This is a genomic window from Streptococcus ratti FA-1 = DSM 20564 (assembly GCF_000286075.1).
In the GTDB taxonomy this organism is placed as follows: Bacteria; Bacillota; Bacilli; order Lactobacillales; family Streptococcaceae; genus Streptococcus; species Streptococcus ratti.
The window spans coordinates 1,191,233-1,213,738 of sequence record NZ_AJTZ01000005.1; the positions used below are offsets into that span (position 1 = coordinate 1,191,233).

Annotated in this window: 16 protein-coding genes and 1 pseudogene; 3 read left to right on the forward strand and 14 right to left on the reverse strand. The window is 40.2% G+C overall.

The features are described from left to right. Nucleotides 1-49: 49 nt before the first annotated feature. The 6 genes from SRA_RS07600 to SRA_RS07625 all read right to left on the reverse strand — a co-directional run bounded on the left by SRA_RS07600 (nucleotide 50) and on the right by SRA_RS07625 (nucleotide 8,211). Nucleotides 50-1,183 (reverse strand): ABC transporter ATP-binding protein, encoded by a 1,134-nt coding sequence (locus SRA_RS07600; RefSeq protein WP_003089458.1) that lies wholly within the window; start codon nucleotides 1,181-1,183, stop codon nucleotides 50-52. 15 nt (nucleotides 1,184-1,198) lie between these two features. Further along, nucleotides 1,199-2,644 carry a sucrose phosphorylase gene (gene gtfA, locus SRA_RS07605; protein WP_003089460.1) on the reverse strand — a complete coding sequence of 482 codons (1,446 nt, stop codon included), beginning with the start codon at nucleotides 2,642-2,644 and terminating at the stop codon, nucleotides 1,199-1,201. Nucleotides 2,645-3,040: 396 nt separating this feature from the next. Then, complete coding sequence (locus SRA_RS07610; protein WP_003089462.1) at nucleotides 3,041-3,874, reverse strand: carbohydrate ABC transporter permease; 834 nt, start codon at nucleotides 3,872-3,874, stop codon at nucleotides 3,041-3,043. 14 nt (nucleotides 3,875-3,888) lie between these two features. Further along, nucleotides 3,889-4,761: a carbohydrate ABC transporter permease gene (locus SRA_RS07615; RefSeq protein WP_003089465.1), complete on the reverse strand. Its 873-nt coding sequence runs from the start codon at nucleotides 4,759-4,761 to the stop codon at nucleotides 3,889-3,891. Nucleotides 4,762-4,773: 12 nt separating this feature from the next. Further along, a complete protein-coding gene (locus SRA_RS07620; protein WP_003089467.1) occupies nucleotides 4,774-6,036 on the reverse strand; it encodes an extracellular solute-binding protein in 1,263 nt (420 codons plus the stop codon). Between the two features lie 12 nt (nucleotides 6,037-6,048). Then, nucleotides 6,049-8,211 carry an alpha-galactosidase gene (locus SRA_RS07625; RefSeq protein WP_003089468.1) on the reverse strand — a complete coding sequence of 721 codons (2,163 nt, stop codon included), beginning with the start codon at nucleotides 8,209-8,211 and terminating at the stop codon, nucleotides 6,049-6,051. Between the two features lie 106 nt (nucleotides 8,212-8,317). Between SRA_RS07625 and SRA_RS07630 the strand changes: the two genes are divergently transcribed. Then, the gene (locus SRA_RS07630) at nucleotides 8,318-9,151 is read left to right on the forward strand and encodes an AraC family transcriptional regulator (protein ID WP_003089469.1); all 834 of its coding nucleotides are present in this window, start codon (nucleotides 8,318-8,320) and stop codon (nucleotides 9,149-9,151) included. 193 nt (nucleotides 9,152-9,344) lie between these two features. Continuing rightward, nucleotides 9,345-9,536: pseudogene (locus SRA_RS10565) on the forward strand (hypothetical protein); the annotation flags it as partial. 38 nt (nucleotides 9,537-9,574) lie between these two features. On the opposite strand, the gene SRA_RS07640 reads toward SRA_RS10565, so the two are convergent. The 7 genes from SRA_RS07640 to SRA_RS07670 form a co-directional block, all read right to left on the reverse strand. Next, nucleotides 9,575-11,011, reverse strand: a complete 1,437-nt coding sequence (locus tag SRA_RS07640; RefSeq protein WP_003089472.1) for a glutamate synthase subunit beta — start codon at nucleotides 11,009-11,011, stop codon at nucleotides 9,575-9,577. A gap of 1 nt (nucleotide 11,012) precedes the next feature. After that, the gene (gene gltB, locus SRA_RS07645) at nucleotides 11,013-15,530 is read right to left on the reverse strand and encodes a glutamate synthase large subunit (protein ID WP_003089473.1); all 4,518 of its coding nucleotides are present in this window, start codon (nucleotides 15,528-15,530) and stop codon (nucleotides 11,013-11,015) included. A gap of 160 nt (nucleotides 15,531-15,690) precedes the next feature. Further along, nucleotides 15,691-17,037 carry a type I glutamate--ammonia ligase gene (gene glnA / locus SRA_RS07650; RefSeq protein WP_003089474.1) on the reverse strand — a complete coding sequence of 449 codons (1,347 nt, stop codon included), beginning with the start codon at nucleotides 17,035-17,037 and terminating at the stop codon, nucleotides 15,691-15,693. A 39-nt stretch (nucleotides 17,038-17,076) separates the two neighbouring features. After that, nucleotides 17,077-17,448: a MerR family transcriptional regulator gene (locus SRA_RS07655; protein ID WP_003089475.1), complete on the reverse strand. Its 372-nt coding sequence runs from the start codon at nucleotides 17,446-17,448 to the stop codon at nucleotides 17,077-17,079. Nucleotides 17,449-17,528: 80 nt separating this feature from the next. Then, a complete protein-coding gene (locus tag SRA_RS07660; protein ID WP_003089477.1) occupies nucleotides 17,529-18,047 on the reverse strand; it encodes an FUSC family protein in 519 nt (172 codons plus the stop codon). 644 nt (nucleotides 18,048-18,691) lie between these two features. Continuing rightward, nucleotides 18,692-19,888 carry a phosphoglycerate kinase gene (locus SRA_RS07665; RefSeq protein ID WP_003089481.1) on the reverse strand — a complete coding sequence of 399 codons (1,197 nt, stop codon included), beginning with the start codon at nucleotides 19,886-19,888 and terminating at the stop codon, nucleotides 18,692-18,694. Between the two features lie 214 nt (nucleotides 19,889-20,102). Further along, nucleotides 20,103-20,945: an aldo/keto reductase gene (locus SRA_RS07670; RefSeq protein ID WP_003089483.1), complete on the reverse strand. Its 843-nt coding sequence runs from the start codon at nucleotides 20,943-20,945 to the stop codon at nucleotides 20,103-20,105. A gap of 154 nt (nucleotides 20,946-21,099) precedes the next feature. Between SRA_RS07670 and SRA_RS07675 the strand changes: the two genes are divergently transcribed. Then, entirely contained in the window at nucleotides 21,100-21,321 is a 222-nt protein-coding gene (locus tag SRA_RS07675; protein ID WP_003089487.1) for a hypothetical protein, read from the forward strand. A gap of 51 nt (nucleotides 21,322-21,372) precedes the next feature. On the opposite strand, the gene gap is transcribed toward SRA_RS07675, so the two are convergent. After that, nucleotides 21,373-22,386 carry a type I glyceraldehyde-3-phosphate dehydrogenase gene (gap, locus tag SRA_RS07680; protein WP_003089488.1) on the reverse strand — a complete coding sequence of 338 codons (1,014 nt, stop codon included), beginning with the start codon at nucleotides 22,384-22,386 and terminating at the stop codon, nucleotides 21,373-21,375. Nucleotides 22,387-22,506: the final 120 nt, after the last annotated feature.

The window sequence follows — 22,506 nt, forward strand, 5'->3', positions numbered from 1 at the left end:
ATCATTAGTATCAAGTGATTTCCTGCTCAATAATCAGAAAATTTTATTTTCACCGAATGGCTACTTCTGTCTCTGCATCAAAGAAATGGCCCTTAGCCACATTAAAAGTGAGGGAGACTTTTTCTCCTGGTTCATGGAAATCCCTGGCATCAACACGTGCTGCAAATTCGGTCTGACCCAATTTGAGGTAAAGCATGGTTTCAGAACCCAGTAGTTCAGAAACCACTACCTCTGCATCAAGGCTAGCATCTGGATAAGTTTCCTGAACCAAGAGACTGCTCGAGATGTCCTCCGGACGAATGCCGAAAATAACCTTCTTATTCTTATAACCTTTGGCTTCAAGCAGCTTGAGCTGACCCTCTGTCACCGCTATATGAAGACCAGCATTATTAACCAGATATCCATTCTCAATCGTCACCTCAAAGAAGTTCATGGCCGGACTGCCAATGAAACCTGCCACAAATTTATTGGCCGGCTGGTTATACAATTCCTGCGGCGTTCCTACCTGCTCTACGCGGCCAATAGTACCTGAGCCGTCTTCATTTTTGGTAGAAGACATGATGACAATACGGTCAGCCAAGGTCATGGCTTCGGTCTGGTCATGGGTCACATAGATGGTTGTAGCACCGATACGACGGTGAATCTTAGCAATCTCTGCCCGCATGGATACCCGTAGCTTGGCATCGAGGTTTGAGAGCGGCTCATCCATCAGAAAGACCTTGGCATCCCGCACAATAGCCCGTCCCATGGCTACCCGCTGGCGCTGACCGCCAGAAAGATCGGCTGGTTTACGCTCAAGAAACTCTGTTAACCCGAGAATCTGCGCAGCTTCCTTCACCCGCTCATCAATAGCGTCCTTAGAATATTTGCGGAGTTTGAGCCCAAAGGCCATGTTGTCATAGACACTCATGTGCGGATAGAGGGCATAGTTTTGAAAAACCATGGCAATGTCACGGTCCTTAGGAGCCTTGTCATTGACCACCTCACCATCAATCTTTAACTCCCCCTTGGTGATGTCTTCCAAACCAGCCACCATGCGAAGGGTTGTTGATTTTCCGCATCCTGAAGGACCGACAAAGACGATGAATTCCTTGTCCTTGATGTCCAAGTCAAAATCTTCAACCGAATAATGACTGCTGTTGGGATACTTTTTGTAAATGTGATTTAAATTTAATTCAACCATAGTCTCTCTCCTAAATTATTCAAAGGTTACTGTTTGATGATTTTCGGTCACACTGTAAGTGAGGTCTTTAAGATTAATCTCTGCTTGTGCGACGTGACTGCCAGCTTTATTGTGACGTTTAATGATAATGGTTGCCTCATCTGGCGTCTCCACTTCAATACCGCCATCTAAATCAAAGGCTTCTGACTGATTGCGGTAAGTAAAGAGTTTTAAAAGAGCCTTGACAATAGGACGCTCCACTTCCTGAGCGATTTCCTCCTTGGTATAATAGTGGCGATTGATATTACGTCCCTCTTTAGTGCTCTCCAGTAAGTCAAGGTCATTTTTGCCCGCTAAAAATCCCACATAATAAACTTGAGGAATTCCTGGTGCAAAGGCTTGTATCAGACGGGCGATAAAGTATTTTCTGTCGTCATCGCCAAGGGCTGAATAGTAAGTTGAATTGATTTGATAGATATCCAAATTATTGTATTCAGCTGTTGAATATTTGCGATTGACATTGGCACCAACTTTATAGAGCTGGTCTGAGGTATAGGCAATTTCCTCGTCCGTTAAAATATCCTTGACATCCACCACACCAATCCCATCATGCGTATCCAGCGTTGTAAACTGCTTCATAGGACTCATTTTGAGCCATTTGGCCAGACGGTCAGCCTTGCCTGAATAGAGGCTGTAGAGTGTCACCATAGGCAGAGCAAAGTCATAAACAAAATAATCGTGATCGGCAATCTTAAACTGGATGGTATAATGTTCATGAATTTCTGGCAAGATGTCTACCCCAGATTGAGCTGCAATATCACGCACTTTAGCTAACAAATCCCAAATCTCTGGCTCCACAAAGAAATCGTTAGTATCCAATTTCTTAACCGCATAAGCGAAAGCATCCAGACGGATGAGATCGCAGCCATTAGCAGCCAAATGCTCAATGGTCTGCTTAATAAAGGCCATCGTCACTTCTTTGGTCACATCCAGGTCAATTTGTTCTTCCCCAAAAGTATTCCAAAGATGCTCAACAGAGCCATCCGCAAATTGAATCTCTTGTTTGGGGGCACGGTCTTTACGCTTGTAAATCAAATCCACGTCGGCCTGTGTCGGACGCATGTCAGGCCAGAACTTATCCCAGTTGAGAAACAAGTCCTTATAAGCACTGGCCTCATGTTTTTCCTGATAATCCTTGTAGTATTTTGACTGACGGGACAGATGATTGATCATAAAATCAAACATGAGGTAATACTTCTCACCCAGCTTTTTCACGTCACTCCAGTCACCGAAGGCAGGATCAACCTCATCATAATCAACCGGTGCAAAGCCGCGATCGCCGGTTGAAGGAAAGAAGGGCAGCAGATGCACACCGCCGACAGCAGTACCGAAGTAGCGCTCCAGATTGTCTTGCAATTCTTTTAAGTTCTTACCCAGACTGTCCGAGTAAGTGATTAACATTGTTTTATTCTGAATTCCCATAATGATTCCTTTGTTTTATTTTCGATGATTTATAGCCTTGTAAATACCCAGACACAGTTGAAGACGACCTATGAACTTGGCAAAATAATAATTCTTCCTAGAACGCTCGTGTTCTTCGTCTAAATTTCTACTTTCACTGTGCCCGCTATAAGCTTTAAATCTTACGACGTGAGAAAACAAAATCGATAATATTTTGTTTTCGAGCTAGTAAGGGGGCTAGCTAATCCGCCATTGCGGTTAGCCTTATTTGATGAGGTGCTTTAGCAACCATCAAATATAGCAAGTTAAGTTGAACTCGGGCTACGGGCTTGGTGAAAAAGAGGAGCCTCCTTGTGTCTGAGTGACACCGCGTCACCTCCCTATTTTCACTGTGCCCGCTATAGGCCCTCTGTATCCTTATTTCACCGCTCCATTACTCATACCAGCAATGATATGTTTTTGGAAAATGAGGTAGACAATCGTAATGGTAATGATTCCTACGATGTAAGAGGCAAAACTTGGGCCATAGTCATTAAAGTATTGCCCGCTGTAATTATATTGGAAAAGCGGGAGCGTCCACATACTTGAATCCTTATTAAGAATCAACAAAGGCAGCATAAAGTCATTCCAGAACCAAAGCGCATTAATAATCAAGGTTGTTGCATGCATTGGTTTTAACATAGGAAAAATAATTTTACGATAAGTTGTAAATTTATCCGCACCATCAATCTCGGCAGCTTCATCTAAACTGTCAGGAACACTTAATTTAATATAACCAACATAAAGAAAGAGGGTCTGCGGAATAGCATAAGTCAAATAGAGAATAATTAAGCCCCACATATTAGCTAGCCCTAATTTGCTCATCATAACCGTAATAGGAATCATAATAACTTGGAAGGGGACGAAAATTCCTAAAATCAAAAGACTGTACATGATATTAAAGGCACGTCTTTTAGACATATTACGGGCAATGGAATAAGCTGCTGCAGGAATAAAGAGCATAACCACTAGAACTGATAAGATGGTGATAACCGTTGAATTCCAAAAATATCCTCCAACACCATCAGCTAACAAACGTTTATAGTTATCCAAAGTAATGGGATTTGGAAAAGCAAAGAAATGATTCATAATATCCTTAGTTTTCTTAAAAGAACTAAAGACAGTGACCAAAAGGGGAATTAGAATTAAAATACCGCCTGCAGCCAAAAGAACATATTTCCAAAAATAATTCAATTTTTCGTCTTTTTTCATAACACTAATCTCCTTTAAACTTCAAATTTCTTAGAGAGTTTAATCTGCAGTACAGAAACAATTCCAATGATAATAAACAGAATCAAAGCGATAGCATTGGCATAGCCGTACTGATTGCTCTTAAAGGCATAGTTGTAGACCAAAAGACCTAGTGATGTTGTTGAATTATTTGGACCACCACCTGTTAAAGCAAAGATTTGGTCAAAGGCTGTTAAACCCGCTTTCAAAGCCATGATGAACACCATGGAAATACTTGGAAGTAAATAAGGCAGCTCGATTGACCAAAAAGTCTGTCTGCTGTCAGCACCATCAATTGCTGCTGCTTCGACAATTTCTGATGGAATACTTTGAAGACCTGAGAGAAAAAGAATGATAGGCATGGCGACACCTTGCCACAAAAGAACGAAAATTGAAGCAATAACAGCCCCGTTCGCTGTTCCCAACATACTTGTTTCTAAAAATTTAAGTCCCAAAGCACTGCCGATTGCTGGGAGGCCATAATTAAAAACTTGCTTAAAAATCAAAGATACAGTTAAGCCAGATAAAACAGCTGGGAAGAAGAACCAGGCTCTGAAAAAAGTTTTTCCTTTTATTTTAGCATTGAGAGCACGCGCGATAATGATGCCAAGGACAATTTCACCAACAATCAAGGCCAGAGTCAAAATTAAAGTAAAGCCAATAGCTTTCATAAATTTCCCATCAGTCATCAAAATCTTATAATTATTGATACCAACAAAATCAAAATTATAGGTCAGACCAGTCCAATTGGTAAAGCTGTAGAAAGCTCCTTGAATCATAGGGAAATAAAAGAATACAGCTTGTAAGATAAGGGGAACAATTAAAAATGCCCAACCCCAGTATTTGTTTAAAAATTTTCTGATAGTCATTCCTTATTCCTCCTAATCAACATCTGCTTTCATTGGATTAAAGAAAGCGTTAAGACCGTCGGCCAGCCCCTTACCATTTTTTGTCATTAGATAGTTTGTCGTCGTCGTGAAGAAATCATCTTCACTATTCCAATGCTGACCTAACCATACATAATGCTTATCGGTAAAGGCTAATTTATTCAGGGGCTGCAAAGGTGAATTCTTGTCTTCCTTAACCCCCTTAACTGCTACTGGTGAACCATCAACATCATAATATTTTTGCATAGCTTTAGCAGTTGTCATATATTTAATAAATTTTTCAGCCTCTTTAGGGTGCTTTGTTTTAGCGGAAATTGATAGGGCTAAATCTCCAGCTCCAACAGTTATTCCATCTCCAGACTTTTTACTCGGAAAAGCAAAGGTGCCAATTTCAAATTTTGGATCTTGCTGTTTAATAGCTGGCAATGCCCAGGAACCATTTGGTGTCATGAGAGCTTTTTCATTAGCAAAGGCCACAAGGGCATCATTATAGGAAGCACCTTTCCAGTTTTTTTGCTGGTTGCCCTCATCGGCTAAAAGATTAAGACGTGTCATGTCTTCTTTAAGCACTTTATCACTAGTCTTAATCGAATTTGGTTGTGAAAAACGAAGGTATTTATTGGCAGCATCTGCACTGCCAGTAATTGAAATCAAGGATAACTGATGGTAACCGTTTAAGGTCCAGCCTTCTGTTCCTGCTAGAGCAAATGGTGTTTCTTTCTTCGCCTTGATTTGTTCTACCAATTTAACGAACTCATCCCAAGTTTCAGGAACCTTTAAGCCCAGTTCTTTAAATTTCGTTTTATTATAATAAATCCCTGAAACATTAGCTGTCAAAGGAACGCTATAAACTTTTTTGTTAATCTTATATTCATTGGCATAGTGATTTTTTAAATTATTAAGATATGCTTTACCAGTCATATCATAAAAATAACCTGCTTTTGCCCATTCTTGAAAGTCCATATTTTGAGGATAAATATTAATGACATCAGGCACATCTCCTGCCAAGACGCGTGTCTTCAAGACTGTACCAGCATCTGGAACACTGGTCATCTTAACATGGATTTTAGGATTTTCTTTTTCAAAATCTTTAATGATTTCTTTTAAAGTAGCATCCATTTCTTTCTTCTGGTTAAAATATTCAATCGTAACTTTACCATCCTTTGATTGCGATGTCCGACCTTTACCACATGCAGCCAGTGTGACACTTACCAAACCAACAGCACCTAATAAACCAATCTTTTTATACCATTTCATAAATGTCTCCTTTTACTTTTTAATAAAATAGTATTGTTTACTCAAATAATCACCCTGAGGCATATCAACCGTTAAACCAGCATACATTAATTCCGCACCGGAAAACTCCTGCCCAGTTTCCTTTAGAATATAACTTGCCTCCTCATCCAGATCTTTTAATTTCAGAGTTGTCTCCATCTCTTCAATCGTCGATAAAAGACGTACATAAGTCACAAGCACCTGATTGTCATACTTGTACTGCACGGCTACTTCGTTTGAGTGAGCGTCAGGGTTGATTAAGCGATAAAGTGCGCCAAATTGCACAACAGACCTTATCTTTTTATAATGAGCAACTTGATCAGCAATAATCCTCCTTTCTTTTTCTGACAGGTCTGTTAAATCCAGCTCATAGCCTAGATTTCCCATCATTGCGACATGACCTCTTGTTTCAAGAGGTGTTTTACGGCCCATCTGATGGTTAGGGACTGCCGATACATGAGCTCCCATGGAGATAACTGGGTAAAGATAGGAGGAACCATACTGTATAGGCAATCTTGCAATGGCATCTGTATTATCGCTGGACCATACTTGAGGAAAATACCGCATCATCCCCAAATCATTACGGCCGCCCCCGCCCGAACAGGATTCAAATAAAATCCTGTGATGTTTTTCCGTTAAGTAGGAAACAATATCATATAAACCGAGCATATAAGCATGGGACTGCATCTGGGTTTCTAAGTAAGTTTTACCATTGCCGATATTAGTTATATTGCGGTTGTAATCCCATTTAACATAATCAATCTCATTTTCTGTCAGAATATCGTCAATAACAGTTTTAACATATGCAACAACATCAGGATTGGCTAAATTCAAGACCAATTGATTGCGCGAATAGGTATGTTCTCGCTTGTCTGTCTGAATAGCCCAATCTGGGTGAAGCCTATAAAGTTCGCTGTCAATTGATACCATCTCCGGTTCAAACCAAAGACCAAATTTCAGACCTTTAGCATGAATTTCCTTAATAAAATCTTTAAGGGAACCGCCTAGTTTTTCTTCATTAACAAACCAATCACCGAGTGCTCTATTATCATCAAAACGATTGCCAAACCAGCCATCATCAAGCACAAATAATTCAATGCCCAAATTGCTGGCTTCATCTGCCAACTTCAGCAATTTGCTCCGATTAAAATCAAAGTAGGTTGCTTCCCAATTATTAATGAGAATGGGACGTTCTTGGGCGGCAAAATTTTTCGGAATAATATGATCCTTAATAAATTCTTGGCTTTCCTGTGTCAAGTCTGTCAGCCCTTCACTCGCATAAGTTATTAAGGCTACAGGTGTCTCAAAACACTCACCTGCTCGCAGTTCCCATGAAAAATTGTCATCATTTAATCCTATGCCCAACCGAACTTCATTTAGTTGATTTTTCTGAATAAAGGCTTGAAAATTTCCACTATAAATTAACTGTAAAGCAAGAGCCTCTCCATAAGATTCATTACTGTCATGCTCTGTTAAAATAAGAGAAGGAGTTTGAGCATGACCCGAAGCTCCCCGATTGGAACTCACTTTAAAAAAGCCCTGTTCAAGCCGATGGCGGCGAACAGTTTTTTCTCGGGCATAAGCCCCTTGCAAAGTCAGCACATCATAATTACTGGCGGGCAAATCAAACATGGCTGACAAAGCCCGATGCAGGACAACTGGCTGATCAGATAAATTTTCAAATCTGATAAAAGTTGATAAGGTACTGCTATCATCATAAGCAGTATAATAAATAATCATGCGCAGCTTTGCCAAATCATCTTCCAGAATAAGGGCTAGAGTTTCAGCAGTTTCTTCTGTATGCGGATTGGGCAAGCCCTGCGCCTTAACAATTCCCTTAATGATCTTAGCCTTTTTAAATTTAAATTGCGTCAAATCATTATTATCATGCTGAAGAATTAAAGAAGGTGTTCTAAAATCACCAAAGCCATGTACACCAAATACCTGTCTTTGTGTATCATAACTATAGTTCCTATTAGCTGCTGCTGGATTTCCTGAGAAGGCGTGATCCTTTTCAAAGACTGTATTTGAAAAGTGATAGCTCTCAACTTTTCTGCCTAAATGTTTTAACAGTAAGTCGCCATTTCGCTCTTCAATAATCAGCGATGACTTTTTGGTATGTATGTAAAAAAGGTTATCTTTTATAACAATAGTCATTTAACTCTCCTTTCTTATTTCTTTTATTATATATTTTGTAAGCGCTTTTAAAAATAGGTGTTTGTTTCTAAAATATGGTAAAATGTTTCCTATAAGGAGTTATGATATGAATATTTTAAATACCTATAATGAATTTGATATTAATAATTTTGACCTGAGTATTGACCATTATGGTTCAGAAAAATGCGACAAAGGCTACTCTTTCGGTCCTGCAATTCGAGATAATTACGTCATTCACTTTATCCTTGAAGGAAGAGGACAATTTACCATAAATGACCAAACAGTTAAATTAAGAGCAGGTGATATTTTTATTTTACCCAAAGATATGACCACTTTTTATCAGGCAGATTCACAAATACCCTGGCATTACATCTGGGTAGGGTTCAGTGGTTCTCAGGCAGAAAGTATTCTTAAAAAATCAAGCCTTTGGGAAAATTTCTATGCTCATTCAAGTTTTATGTCAAAGATACTTTTACAGATGAAAAAAATTATACAGTTTTCTGATCAACCTTTGACAGATATAGGGGAATTATCAATGATTGGCGAACTCTATAAACTTCTAGCTGCCCTTATTGAAGAATTTCCCAAAACAAACTCTGAGGATAACCAATTAACAAAAACTTATATTAAACAGGCTAAAAAGATGATTCATTCTCAGTATGGCTCGCCTCTTAGAGTCAATGATATTGCCAAAAAATTAAACCTTAGCAGAAGTTATCTTTACAAAATTTTTAAAGATAATACTAATATCTCTATCAAAGATTATATTCTTCATATTAAAATGGATAGAAGCAAAACTTTACTAGAAAATCCAGACTTAAGCATTACTGAAATCTCCAATTCTGTGGGCTTTACAGATCCACTCGCCTTCAGTAAAACCTTTAAGAAATATTTCGGTAAGAGCCCCAGGACATTTAGAAAAGAGAGCCAAAAGAAATAAAAATTTCCCGACTATTCTGATTTCCTCTACAAAAATAATGGAAACTCCATTCGCAAACGTTTGCGATACACCTTTATTGTAGCACTATTTTAATTTTTGTAAAGCGCTTTCTTAGAAAATGTAGTGATCCTGCACCGATTGAGCCTTTTTCGGGCAGTTTAAGACAGAGAGCTGCAAGCTCAAAACCTACAAGACCTTTGAAGAGTTGAGCGCTGATATTGACCACTATATCTATTTTTACAACAATCACCCTTATCATAAGAGAAGCACAAGGGCCTCGCTCCTCATTTCGAGAGGAGCGAGGCCCTTGCCTAATCTTTTATTATGTGACCGTCTGCTTGACAGAGCTATTCATTCGGAATACCTTAACATCAGAAAACGGTGAGAAATCAAATGCTTAAGTGATTAATTTCTGTCCTACTCTCATTCCGTAACCATCATCCTAAGGTTTTGATCAATCTTTTCAGCTGTCTTACGGCCTTCTCGGATTCCCCAGATAACCAAGCTAGGACCGCGGCGTGCATCACCCGCAACAAAAACTTTTTCGTTGCGAGTTGAATAATCATCATAGACACATTCTACTTGGAATTGATCAAAGAGAGATTTTTCAGCTCCTGTGAAGCCCATAGCTAGAAGTACAAGATCAGCTTGAATCGTTTCTTCACTACCTTCAATGACTTTGAAACCGGGGCCAACTTTGACAGTCCTAGCGGCAGTTACCTGACCATTTTCTCCTAAAAATTCTACAGTAGAAGTTGTGTAGGCCGTTAATTCACTATCCTGTACAAAATTAGCTTCTTCTTGTCCATAACCTGTGCGATTAATCATTGGATATTGCGGCCAAGGATTTGTTGGCAGACGTTTTTCAGGCAATTGCGGTGTAATTTCTAATTGCTTAACACTAGCAGCCCCCAAGCGAACAGCAGTACCGATACAGTCATTCCCTGTATCACCACCACCAATGACTAAAACATGTTTTCCTTCAAGTGAGCGAGGAAGCTGCTCTGCCTTGCTGTCTAAAAGGTTCTTTGTGGTCTCTGTTAAGAAATCAACTGCAAATCGAATACCCTTTAAATCACGGCCCGGAACCTCTAAATCACGAGGTACACTGGCACCTGTTGCCAAGATAACACGGTCAAATTTATCCAATAATTCCTCTGCTGTAATGTCACGCCCAATTTCTGTATTGGCAACAAAGTTAATACCAATCTCAGCCATGGTATCAATACGGCGCTGAACAACCTTTTTATCCAGCTTCATATTTGGGATACCATACATGAGTAAACCGCCAAAACGATCAGAGCGTTCAAAAACAGTTACGCTGTGGCCAAGTTGATTGAGACGCCAAGCTGCCGACAAACCAGCAGGCCCTGACCCAACGACTGCCACTTTAAAGCCTGTACGTTCAGCTGGGCGGCCTGAATCAGCTACCCAGCCTTCTTCAAAGGCATTATCAATAATAAAACGTTCGTTATCATGGATAGTCACACCAGAGCCATTCAAACCTTCTGTACAGGCCTTTTCACAAGGAGCTGGACAAACACGGCCTGTCATCTCTGGTAATGGGTTGGTACGAGTCAGGCGTTCAAAAGCACGTCTGAAGTCACCTTTGTAGACCAGATCATTCCATTCAGGAATCAAATTATCGTTGGGACAACCTGAAACGGCACGTCCGCCGCCATAGAAAGTTCCTTCATGACAGAAAGGAATACCGCAGTTCATACAGCGTGCAGCTTGCTTTTGACGTTCTTCAACGGATAAGGTTGTTTGTAATTCTTTAAAGTCTTTAATACGTTCGTTAACAGGACGATATGGATTGTCCTTGCGATTATATTTTAAAAATCCAAATGGGTCTGCCATATCATTTTCCTCCTGTTACACTGGCCAACAAAGCCTGACGCTCTTGGGCTGTGGCATCTCCGCCAGTAGCCACTTCAAATGTATGCAATTCAAGTTCATCACCGCTCAGACCTTTTTGGCTGAGAGCATGTTCAATATCATTAATTTCATGGAAATCACTTGGGTAAACCTTGACGAATTTTGTCACTTCTTCATCCCACTTATCCAAAAGGCGTTTAGCTTTGGCGCTGCCTGTATAATCAAAATGTTTTTCAACCATTTCTTTTAAGACTTCATCACCGCGGGTTTCTCCAACTTTATAGAGGTCAACCATATCCATGTTAACTTTTTCAGCAAAGTCGCCATTGATATCATAAACATAAGCAACACCGCCGCTCATGCCAGCAGCAAAATTACGGCCTGTCGTTCCAAGAATAACCGCAACACCGCCTGTCATATATTCACAGCCATGAGCTCCGACACCCTCAACAACAACCTTGGCACCTGAATTACGAACACAAAAACGTTCACCAGCACGGCCAGCAAAGTAAGCTTCTCCCTTGACCGCACCAAAGAGTGACACATTCCCAACAATTGGTGAATTTTCAACATCATAAGCAGCATCATGCGGTGGTTTAACAATTAAACGGCCGCCTGACATTGATTTGGCAATGTAGTCATTGGCTTCACCAATCAAAGTGTATTCAAGACCTTGTGTAATATAGCTTGCAAAACTTTGACCTGCGATACCGGTGTAACGGTATTTAATTAGGCCTTCTTTCACTGTGTCATTGCCATAGCGCTCTGCCATCCAGCCGGCCATACGGCTTCCTACTGAACGATCAACATTATTAATAGTATTTTCAACAGTAACGCTGGTTTCATTTTCGATTGCTGCCGCAGCAAAACCATCTAACTCTTTCCATTGGCGTTCTTCAGCAAAAGGATCTTCATTTTTCCGACCAATTGGGAAACTATTACCAATAACTCTTGAGAAATCAAGAGATTTTGCTTTACCTTGTGCCACAAATCTTGATTTCAAGACTTCCGCGTGACCAACCATCTCATCAACAGAACGAAAACCTAGTTCTGCCATATACTCCCGCAGCTCCTCTGCCATAAACATCATCATGTTAATCACATGTTCAGGTTTACCAGCAAAATGTTTACGGAGTTCAGGATTTTGAGTCGCCACACCGACAGGACAGGTATTAAGCGAGCAAACACGCATCATGACACAGCCAATCGAAATCAGTGCTAGACTTGCAAATGAATATTCTTCAGCACCTAATAATGTTGCAATAGCAATATCACGGCCTGTCATCAACTTTCCATCAGTCTCCAAAGTCATACGCTGACGAAGACGATTCATGGATAAGGTTTGGTGCGCTTCAGCCAAGCCCATTTCCCATGGAAGCCCAGCATCACGAACAGAATTGCGAGGCGAAGCCCCTGTACCGCCATCATAGCCTGAAATAACAACCTTATCAGCACCAGCTTTAACACAACCTGTAGCGATAGTACCAACACCTGTACTTGAAACTAATTTGACATTAATTTTAGCATAAGGATTGATGGCTTTGAGGTCATAAATAAGCTGCGCCAAATCTTCAATAGAGTAGATATCATGGTGAGGTGGTGGTGAAATCAGGCGAACACCGGGCGTTGCACCGCGGATTTCAGCAACCCAAGGGAAGACTTTTTGACCAGGAAGCTGTCCGCCTTCACCAGGCTTAGCACCCTGTGCTAATTTAATTTGCAGTTCTTCTGCGGACATAAGATATTCTGCATTGACACCGAAACGACCAGAAGCCACTTGCTTAATTTTAGAATTAATATTGCGGCCATCGGCTTGCGGCTTGAAGCGTTTGCGGTTTTCACCGCCCTCACCAGAATTTGATTTAGCACCAATAGCATTCATAGCTTCAGCGATTGTTTCATGTGCTTCCTTAGAAAGTGAACCAAAACTCATGGCACCAACTTTGAAGCGTTTAACAATTTCCTTGGCGGGTTCAACTTCTGATAAATCAACCTTGGGACGATTAGAATTAAATTCCCAAAGAGACCGCAGAGTCGTCGGCTGTTTTAGAGCCTCATTATCCAATTCGGTTGAGTATTGCTTAAAGAGACCGTAATCCCCGAGGCGAATAGATTGCTGGAAATTATAAATTGTCCGCGGATTAAAGAGGTGATACTCACCATCTGTCTTATACTGATAGGAACCGCCGGAAGGCAGGAAATCATTGGCTCTTGGTCCAAAAGCGAAATCAACACGCTCTAAATATTCTTTTTCAATTTGATTTAAAGTCAATCCTTCAATACGTGTAGCCGTTCCCCTAAAATATTGCTTAACAACATCAGAGGAAAGTCCAAGGGCTTCAAAAAGCTGAGCTCCTTTATAGCCAAGTACCGTTGAAATTCCCATACGGCTCATGACCTTGACAATCCCTTTTTCGGCAGCCTTACGGTATTTTTCAAAAGAATCGCTGGTCTTATCAAAGGCTTCTAAGGTTGCATAAGCACCATAAGGGTGGATAGCTGTCGCGCCAAAACCAACCAAGGTTGCAAAATGATGAACTTCAAAAGCTTCTGCCGTATCAACAACAATTGAAAATTGACTAGCTTTTCCTTTGACAACCATATAATTATTCAAACCAGAAACTGCCAGCAAAATAGGAATCGCGATGCGCCCTTTAGTAACACCTCGATCTGACAAAATGATAATCTTACTACCCTGATTGACCGCTTCGTCAGCTTTTTTGAAAAGATCTTCCAAAGCATATTGCAGGCGATTATTATCAGAATCTCCTAAATCATAGACTGTTGATAGAGTTGTTGCTTTGTAACGCTTATCTGTCAGATTGGCTAATTTTGCAAAATCCTGACTGGAAAGTACAGGACTGTCAACCTGAACCTTGACACAATTATCAGCACTATCTTGGCGAATATCCCCATCACCGCCTAAAAAGACTGTCGTTGAAACCACTAACTGCTCACGAATGGCATCAATAGGAGGATTGGTTACTTGAGCAAATTGCTGTTTAAAGTAAGTGAAGAGAGATTGCGGCTTCTTTGACAATACCGCCAAGGGGCTATCAAATCCCATTGAAATAACAGGTTCTTCCCCTTTTTCAGACATAGGCAGAATAACCGTACGGATCGTTTCATCTGTGTAGCCAAAAATCTTCCACATTTGATTAACATCATAATCATTGGCAATTTCTTCCTGCTCAGCAAAATCATCCAAGAGGGCAATATTTTCTTTTACCCACTCTTGGTAAGGGTGCTGTTTAGAATAAGTTTCTTTGACTTCTTCATTTTTCAATACCAAGCCTCTTTTGGTATCAATGAGCATCATATTGCCGGGTCCAAGAACACCCTTTTCAACAACTTGACTAGGTTCTATATCAACTACACCGGACTCACTTGAGCAAATCAAAAAGTTATCTTTGGTACGGGAATAGCGGCTAGGACGAAGACCATTACGGTCCAAACGAGCCCCGACCATCTCACCGTCAGTAAATACCAAAGCAGCTGGTCCATCCCAAGGAGCAACAAAACTAGAAGCATACTCGTAAAAAGCTGTTAATTCTTCTGAAAGACCAGCTTCCCTACCCCAAGCCTCAGGCACCATCATCAGCAAGCTTTGCGGAATATCGCGGCCGTGACGGTAGAGATACTCCAAACAATTTTCCAGCTTAGCAGAGTCTGAATTTTCTTCATTATAAACTTCAATTTGATGGCTGTGCATCCAATTTTCAGCCCCGCGAAGCGTATTGATTTCCCCGTTATGCGCCAAAAAACGGAAAGGCTGAGCACGATCCCAAGATGGGAAAGTATTTGTTGAAAAGCGAGAATGGGTTAAGGCAATGTGTGATTTGAACCGTTCATCTGACAAATCAGGATAAAACAGACGAACCTGAAAGGCATGCAGCATGCCTTTATAAACGATTGTTTTGCTTGACAAGGAGCAAATAAAAAGCTCATCTGCAGCAAACGTTTTTTCCAACTTGCGGCGCAGACGGAAAAGCCTATCTTCAAATGCGCGTCCACTCTGTGTTTCAGTTGGCTTTTCAATGAAGAGCTGCACAAAACTTGGCATAATTTCTTGAGCAGCTGGACCACAATTATCATAATTAAAGGGAACATCACGTGACAGTAATATATGAAAACCTAATCTTTTGATTTCACTAATCAGACTGTCTGCTAAAATGGTTTTTGCCACTTTATCTTGGGGAAGAAACAATTGGGCAACGGCATAGTCTCCTAATGGCGGTAAATCAACTTCTTCCTCTTGAGCTTTTAATCTGAAGAATTCATCTGGCATGGCTAACAATACACCAGCTCCGTCTCCTGTATCAGGCTCTGCACCTGTACCGCCGCGATGATTCATTCTCTCTAACATCGTTAAGGCATAATCAATCAACTGATGGCTAGCAATCCCATCAATCTGAGCAACAAATCCCATACCGCAGGCATCCGATTCAAAAGACGGATCCCACAGAGTTGTTTGTTGTGCCTTTTTAATAACCTCTCTCATACCTTTACTCCTAACCACATTCAACTAAGTCTCAAATTTTTGAATAGACGGTTAAATTATACCACATATTTATGCAGAAAAACAAATTATCGTAAAAAAATTCTGAAAATTCAATTATTTAGTAGACAAAAAAACAGCCACAACTGGCTGTTTTTTTACTTTAATAAAGATCCAAATAGTTGTCAACTTCCCATTGTGATACAAAGGCAGCATAACTTGACCATTCAATACGCTTAGCTTCAAGGAAACTTGTGTAAATATGATTACCCAAAGCAGCTTTAACCACTTCATCTTCTTGTAAGGCTTTCAGCGCATTGTGAAGAGTTGACGGAAGATCCGCAATGCCAGCTGCCTTACGTTCTTCAACAGTCATTACATAAATATTTGATTCTACAGGTGCCGGTGCTTCAATTTTGTTTTCAATACCATCAAGTCCAGATTCCAAAAGAACAGCCAAGGCTAAATAAGGATTAGCTGTAGGGTCAACCGAACGCAGTTCCAAACGTGTGCTGACACCGCGCGAAGCAGGTACACGAATCAACGGAGAACGGTTACGTCCTGCCCAAGCGATATAAACCGGAGCTTCATAACCAGGAACCAAACGTTTGTATGAGTTAACAGTTGGATTCATGATAGCAGTGTAGCTGTAAGCATGTCTCACTAAACCGCCCAAGAACTGATAAGCAGTTTCAGACAGTTGCATTCCTTTTGGATCTTTTGGATCAAAGAAAGCATTCTTACCATCGTTGTTAAACAAAGACATGTTACAATGCATTCCTGAACCGTTAATACCAAATTTAGGCTTAGCCATAAAGGTTGCATACAAGCCATGTTTACGAGCGATTGTTTTAACAACTAATTTGAACAGCTGAATTTTATCACAGGCTGTTAAAACATCAGCATATTTAAAATCAATTTCATGCTGGCCAATAGCTACTTCGTGATGGCTGGCTTCGACTTCAAATCCCATTTTAGTCAGGACATTAACAATCTCACGGCGTGTGTTATCCGCAAGGTCCGTAGGAGCTAAGTCAAAGTATCCGCCTTTATCATTTACTTCAGTAGTCGGATTGCCAAATTCATCCATTTTGAAAAGGAAAAACTCGGGCTCTGGGCCAAGGTTAAAGGATTGATATCCAAGATTTTCCATATGACGCAAAGCTTTTTTCAAATTACCGCGCGGATCACCGGCAAAGGGTTCCCCTTCTGCTGTATAAATATCACAGATTAAACCAGCAACGGCTCCGTTTTCATCTCCCCAAGGGAAAACAGTCCAAGTATTAAGATCAGGATAAAGATACATATCTGATTCATTAATACGTACAAAGCCTTCAATTGAAGAGCCGTCAAACATCGCTTTATTTGCAAGTACTTTATCTAGTTGTTCCTCAGTAGCTGGGATTTCGACGTTTTTCATGATTCCCAAGATGTCTGTAAACATTAAACGGAGGAAAGTAACATTTTTCTCCTTAACTTCGCGACGAATGTCTGCTGCTGTGATTGCCATAATGGCCTCCTTTTAAAAATTAGATTTCACGTTACGCACTTATATACGTAAACCGCCAAGATGTTGTGTCGGACTCGAAAAACGGCCCTGATTTCGGAGTTCGTCATGCAAGATTCGTCGAACATCCGCATCTGTCAAAGCCTTTTGCTTTTTCAAGGCACGATCTTTGCGATCAGCATACTCTCTCTTGATAGCTGCGATATTTAATCCTTCATCCAAGAAGTCCTTGATTTCCAGTAAAACATCCATATCATTCAGCGAGTACAGACGTCGATTTCCAGAACTGCGATCCGGAGTCAGCAATCCTTGGTCCTCATAATAACGAATCTGACGAGCAGTTAAATCCGTTAATTTCATTACAGTCCCGATAGGAAAGACTGCCATTGATCGCCGAAGTTCTTTTTCTTTCATGATTTCCTCCTTTCATTGTCTATTATATTCTGAAAATTTATGGCTGTCAAGCCTATATGTTATATTTTCTAACATAAACATCAAACTTTTTCTTTCTTAAACCATTTTCGTATCTTATCGATGTCCGAATTAACAGTGATGGCAATGAAAACACCCATGAAAGTTTCGAAAATCCTAGCAAAAATATAAAGAATTGTTTCATCCTTGGGAATGGACAAGGTAATAATAAGCAAGGCTGAAACACCGCCGATAATCCCTGTTTTATTGTTCATGGCAACATTAGTCATAATAGTCAGCATGGTAAATATGGGAACAAAAACAACTGTGACCCAATATTGATAGTGAAACAGACTATTGATGAAAAAAAATACGAGCGAGTAAACACCTCCGATACTATTGCCGACTATGCGCGACGTCCCAAAATGGACACTTTTATCAAAGTCCTCACGCAAACTAAAAACAGCCGTCAAAGCACCAATTTGAAGGCCTTTCCAGCCAAATACGCCAAAAAGCAGGAGCACTAAAAAAACAGCTAAACCTGACTTAAACGTCCTCATACCTAAGGTAAATTTTTGGGGATTAAAATGATATTTTTTCATACTTTAATTGTAACATGTTTTTCAGCGAAAAGGGACAGTAAAATAATAATCAAGCTATTGTGAATACTAGCTATCTCCAGCAAAATCGCTCCTGCATTACTTTTAATACTCCGTTAAAATCAATATCTGATTTTATTTTTTGCATTCCTCATGTAGTGAAGGGGCGGGAAGCGACCTCATTTCTGAGTTCCATTCCTTTTTGCTGGGCCAAAGTCTTGTTGCAGCTCCTGATGGTAGAATTAGTTACAATTCTATCATCACTAGTGCAGAAAGCAAGTTAGAGAACTCAAATAAGAACAATTGCCATCCTGTAAAAATTTCTAGGTATTGAATTTTATTGAGTATAAAAAAACAATCTTTTGCTGGCAGTAGCCATTTAGCTAAATCTGCAAATCCCATTATGAAGAACTGCCAATTAGTTTTGAGCAGCAAAAAAGAGCTCGAAAGCTCTTTTCTTATTATTTATCTGTCAATGCAGCCAAGCCTGGCAACACTTTACCTTCTAGTAATTCTATAGATGCACCACCACCGCGTCGCAAATATCTTCACTATCACAAAAAGGGTGAACTGACTCACCCTTTTTGCTAACATTTCTGCTCCTTTTCTACAAAATTCTGATTTTGTAGAAGACTGATGGTGAAATCTTATTTATCTGTAAGAGCTGCTAATCCCGGAAGAACCTTCCCTTCGAGAAGTTCCATGCTTGCGCCACCACCCGTAGAAATCCATGAGAATTTGTCAGCACGGCCAAGGTTGATAGCTGCGGCAGCTGAGTCACCACCACCGATGATTGATTTAACGCCTGGTTGTTTAACGATAGCGTCCATGACACCGATTGTACCAGCTTGGAAATCAGGATTTTCGAACACACCCATAGGACCGTTCCATACAACTGTTTTCGCACCAGTCAACTCTTCATCAAATTTAGCAATTGATTTAGGACCGATGTCAAGACCAAGGAAACCAGGATCTACAGCTTCACCTTCAGTATCTTTAACTTCAGTGTAATCAGCAAATGCGTTTGCTTCTTTTGAGTCAACTGGCAAAATTAATTTACCGTCTGCTTTAGCTAAAAGATCTTTGGCAATTTCAAGTTTATCTTCTTCAACAAGTGAGTCGCCGATTTCGATACCTTGTACTTTAAGGAATGTGTAAGTCATACCGCCGCCAATAAGGACTTTATCAGCTTTTTTCAGCAAGTTTTCGATAACACCAATCTTATCTGAAACTTTTGATCCGCCAAGGATAGCGATAAATGGACGAACTGGATTATCAACAGCTTCTTGGATGTAGGCAATTTCATTTTCAAGAAGGAAACCGGCAACTGCCTTATCAACGTTTGCTGAGATACCGACATTTGATGCGTGAGCACGGTGAGCTGTTCCGAAAGCATCGTTTACAAAGATACCGTCGCCAAGGCTTGCCCAATACTTACCAAGCTCTGGATCATTTTTAGATTCTTTCTTGCCGTCAACATCTTCAAAACGAGTGTTTTCAACCAAAAGAACTTGTCCATCTTCAAGAGCATTAATAGCTGCTTCAAGTTTTTCACCACGAGTAACCCCTGGGAAAACAACTTCCTGACCCAATTTTTTAGAAAGATCAGCTGCTACAGGAGCAAGTGATTTACCTTCTTTATCTGCTTCTTCTTTCACACGTCCAAGGTGAGAGAAGAGAACCGCACGGCCACCATTTTCAATGATGTATTTAATGGTTGGTAATGCCGCAGTAATACGGTTATCATTTGTAATAACGCCATCTTTTACAGGTACGTTAAAGTCAACACGAACGAGAACTTTCTTCCCCTTCAAATCAACGTCTTTAACAGTCAATTTTGCCATGAATATAGACTCCTTAAAATTTTTTATACATGCTAATTATATCACAAATTTTTCCAAAGTGGAATCTGTAAAGCTGTTTCATTCCCTAATTTACAAAATAAATCCTCAATAGCGCAGCAAAAAAACTGACAAACAAAAAAGAGTAAGAACATAAAACAATGAAAAGATCTGCCCTACTCTTTTAACTAACAAACAGCCGTTGCCGCTGCTATCATCAGAAACCAACCTGATCAGGATCTCGCTGGGTCTTGATCCCTTCAATCTTATCTAATTTGCTGATATCCTCTTCGTCCAAATCAAAATCAAAGATATGAAGATTAGCCTCAATATTCTTAGGAGTCGCCGATTTTGGCAAAGGCAAGAAACCTTTTTGCAGCGACCAGCGCAGGGCTACTTGCGCGGCTGATTTATCGTATTTATCGGCAATTTCTTCAACCACCGGATTGCCAAAGATTGTTCCAGTTCCCAGCGGGCTGTACGCTTCCAAAAGAATATCCTTATCTCGGCAAAAAGCAACTAATTCTTCCTGAACACATCCTGGAGCCAAAAGAATTTGATTGACATGCGGTTTAACTTCAGCCGTTTCAAACAGTGCTTCCAAGTGATGAATCATAAAATTAGAAACACCAATAGCACGAACTTTCCCTGCCTTATAAGCTTCTTCCATAGCTTTCCAGACACCGGCATTGCCAGCTTTCCAAGCGTCATTCTCCCGCAAAGCTTTGGGATTAGGCCAGTGAATCAAAAGAAGATCTAAGTAATCAACACCAAGTTTTTCAAGCGACTCATCAATAGATGCTTTAGCCAGTTCGTAATTATGTTTATCATTCCAGACCTTTGTTGTCAGAAAAATATCAGAACGTGCCAAGCCACTGTCTGCGATTGCTTTTCCGACACTGACTTCATTACCATAGACTTGTGCGGTATCTACATGGCGGTATCCCACTTTAAGAGCATGACGAACACTGTTATAAGCCTCATCACCCTCAGAAATCTGCCAGGTTCCAAAGCCAATCTTTGGAATTTCTACACCGTTATTTAAAGTATAAACTTCCATATTGCTCCTCCATTTTAAAAGTCTCCATTGGATTGTAGGATTCTTTAATAATTTCTTTCACATCCTCTGCCATTAAATTAACAAAACGATCGTTAAACAAGATAAGTGCCATCCTGAATATTTGAACGGATATCCTGGCAGATACTGATACTCAATGAAAATCACAATCAGACTAGGCGACGCAGATGCAGATAGAACTGTCTTCATCAAATCAAGGCAACAAGGTCTGAGTTTGCTTTTCGAAGAGTATGAGATATTTAGGCCTTACTTTGCCTATAAAATCGCCTCTCTTTTATCTATGAAACAGCTTTCCTTTATTATAGCACCGGCTTTTATAAAAATCTATAATTTTAAAATAATAGATACAGCCTTTTAACTTATTTAAAACAAGAAAAAAGAAGGCCGAAGCCTTCTTTCACAATCACTTTTATTTAGCGATTTTTGCGAAGTACTCAAGAGTACGAACAAGTTGTGAAGTGTATGACATTTCATTGTCGTACCAAGAAACAACTTTAACCAATTGTTTGCCATCAACAGTTTGTACTTTAGTTTGAGTAGCATCGAACAACGAACCGTATGAGATACCAACGATATCTGATGAAACGATTGGATCTTCAGTGTATCCGTATGATTCATTTGAAGCTGCTTTCATAGCCGCGTTAACTTCATCAACAGTAACTTCTTTATCAAGAACTGCTACCAATTCAGTAACTGATCCAGTTGGAACAGGAACACGTTGAGCAGCACCATCAAGTTTGCCGTTCAATTCAGGAATAACAAGACCGATAGCTTTTGCAGCACCAGTTGAGTTAGGAACGATGTTAGCTGCAGCAGCGCGAGCACGACGAAGGTCACCTTTGCGGTGTGGTCCGTCAAGAACCATTTGGTCACCAGTGTAAGCGTGGATAGTAGTCATCAAACCTTGTTTAACACCAAAGTTATCCTGTAAAGCTTTTGCCATTGGAGCAAGACAGTTTGTAGTACATGAAGCACCTGAGATAACTGTTTCAGTACCGTCAAGGATTTCATGGTTAGTGTTGAAAACGATTGTTTTAACATCATTTCCGCCAGGAGCTGTGATAACAACTTTCTTAGCACCACCGTTAGCATGCAAATGTTTTTCAGCAGCTTCTTTAGTTGCAAAGAAACCAGTTGCTTCAAGAACGATTTCTACACCGTCAGCAGCCCAATCAATTTTTGTTGGATCAGCTTCAGCAGAAACTTTAACGAATTTGCCGTTTACTTCAAATCCACCTTCTTTAACTTCAACGTTACCGTCGAAGCGACCTTGAGTTGAATCATATTTCAACAAGTGTGCAAGCATGTTTGGATCTGTAAGGTCGTTGATGCGTGTAACTTCAACACCTTCTACGTTTTGGATACGACGGAAAGCAAGACGTCCGATACGACCGAAACCGTTAATACCAACTTTAACTACCATTAGTGATTTCCTCCTTATGAAAATCAAAAAAATTTATTTTAAAAGGCAGGGCCTTTTAGACAATTGTGAAAAGATTAACTTACACAAGTATAAAGCAACCTTTTAACACCCTTATTATAT

What these genes read in the sequence shown, in the direction of transcription:
- SRA_RS07670 (WP_003089483.1), bottom strand. Translation starts at nt 20,945, where the DNA reads ATGGAAGTTTATACTTTAAATAACGGTGTAGAAATTCCAAAGATTGGC.
- SRA_RS07615 (WP_003089465.1), bottom strand. Translation starts at nt 4,761, where the DNA reads ATGACTATCAGAAAATTTTTAAACAAATACTGGGGTTGGGCATTTTTA.
- SRA_RS07665 (WP_003089481.1), bottom strand. Translation starts at nt 19,888, where the DNA reads ATGGCAAAATTGACTGTTAAAGACGTTGATTTGAAGGGGAAGAAAGTT.
- gtfA (WP_003089460.1), bottom strand. Translation starts at nt 2,644, where the DNA reads ATGGGAATTCAGAATAAAACAATGTTAATCACTTACTCGGACAGTCTG.
- SRA_RS07675 (WP_003089487.1), top strand. Translation starts at nt 21,100, where the DNA reads ATGAAAATCACAATCAGACTAGGCGACGCAGATGCAGATAGAACTGTC.
- SRA_RS07625 (WP_003089468.1), bottom strand. Translation starts at nt 8,211, where the DNA reads ATGACTATTGTTATAAAAGATAACCTTTTTTACATACATACCAAAAAG.
- SRA_RS07600 (WP_003089458.1), bottom strand. Translation starts at nt 1,183, where the DNA reads ATGGTTGAATTAAATTTAAATCACATTTACAAAAAGTATCCCAACAGC.
- gap (WP_003089488.1), bottom strand. Translation starts at nt 22,386, where the DNA reads ATGGTAGTTAAAGTTGGTATTAACGGTTTCGGTCGTATCGGACGTCTT.
- gltB (WP_003089473.1), bottom strand. Translation starts at nt 15,530, where the DNA reads ATGAGAGAGGTTATTAAAAAGGCACAACAAACAACTCTGTGGGATCCG.
- SRA_RS07655 (WP_003089475.1), bottom strand. Translation starts at nt 17,448, where the DNA reads ATGAAAGAAAAAGAACTTCGGCGATCAATGGCAGTCTTTCCTATCGGG.
- SRA_RS07630 (WP_003089469.1), top strand. Translation starts at nt 8,318, where the DNA reads ATGAATATTTTAAATACCTATAATGAATTTGATATTAATAATTTTGAC.
- glnA (WP_003089474.1), bottom strand. Translation starts at nt 17,037, where the DNA reads ATGGCAATCACAGCAGCAGACATTCGTCGCGAAGTTAAGGAGAAAAAT.
- SRA_RS07610 (WP_003089462.1), bottom strand. Translation starts at nt 3,874, where the DNA reads ATGAAAAAAGACGAAAAATTGAATTATTTTTGGAAATATGTTCTTTTG.
- SRA_RS07640 (WP_003089472.1), bottom strand. Translation starts at nt 11,011, where the DNA reads ATGGCAGACCCATTTGGATTTTTAAAATATAATCGCAAGGACAATCCA.
- SRA_RS07660 (WP_003089477.1), bottom strand. Translation starts at nt 18,047, where the DNA reads ATGAAAAAATATCATTTTAATCCCCAAAAATTTACCTTAGGTATGAGG.
- SRA_RS07620 (WP_003089467.1), bottom strand. Translation starts at nt 6,036, where the DNA reads ATGAAATGGTATAAAAAGATTGGTTTATTAGGTGCTGTTGGTTTGGTA.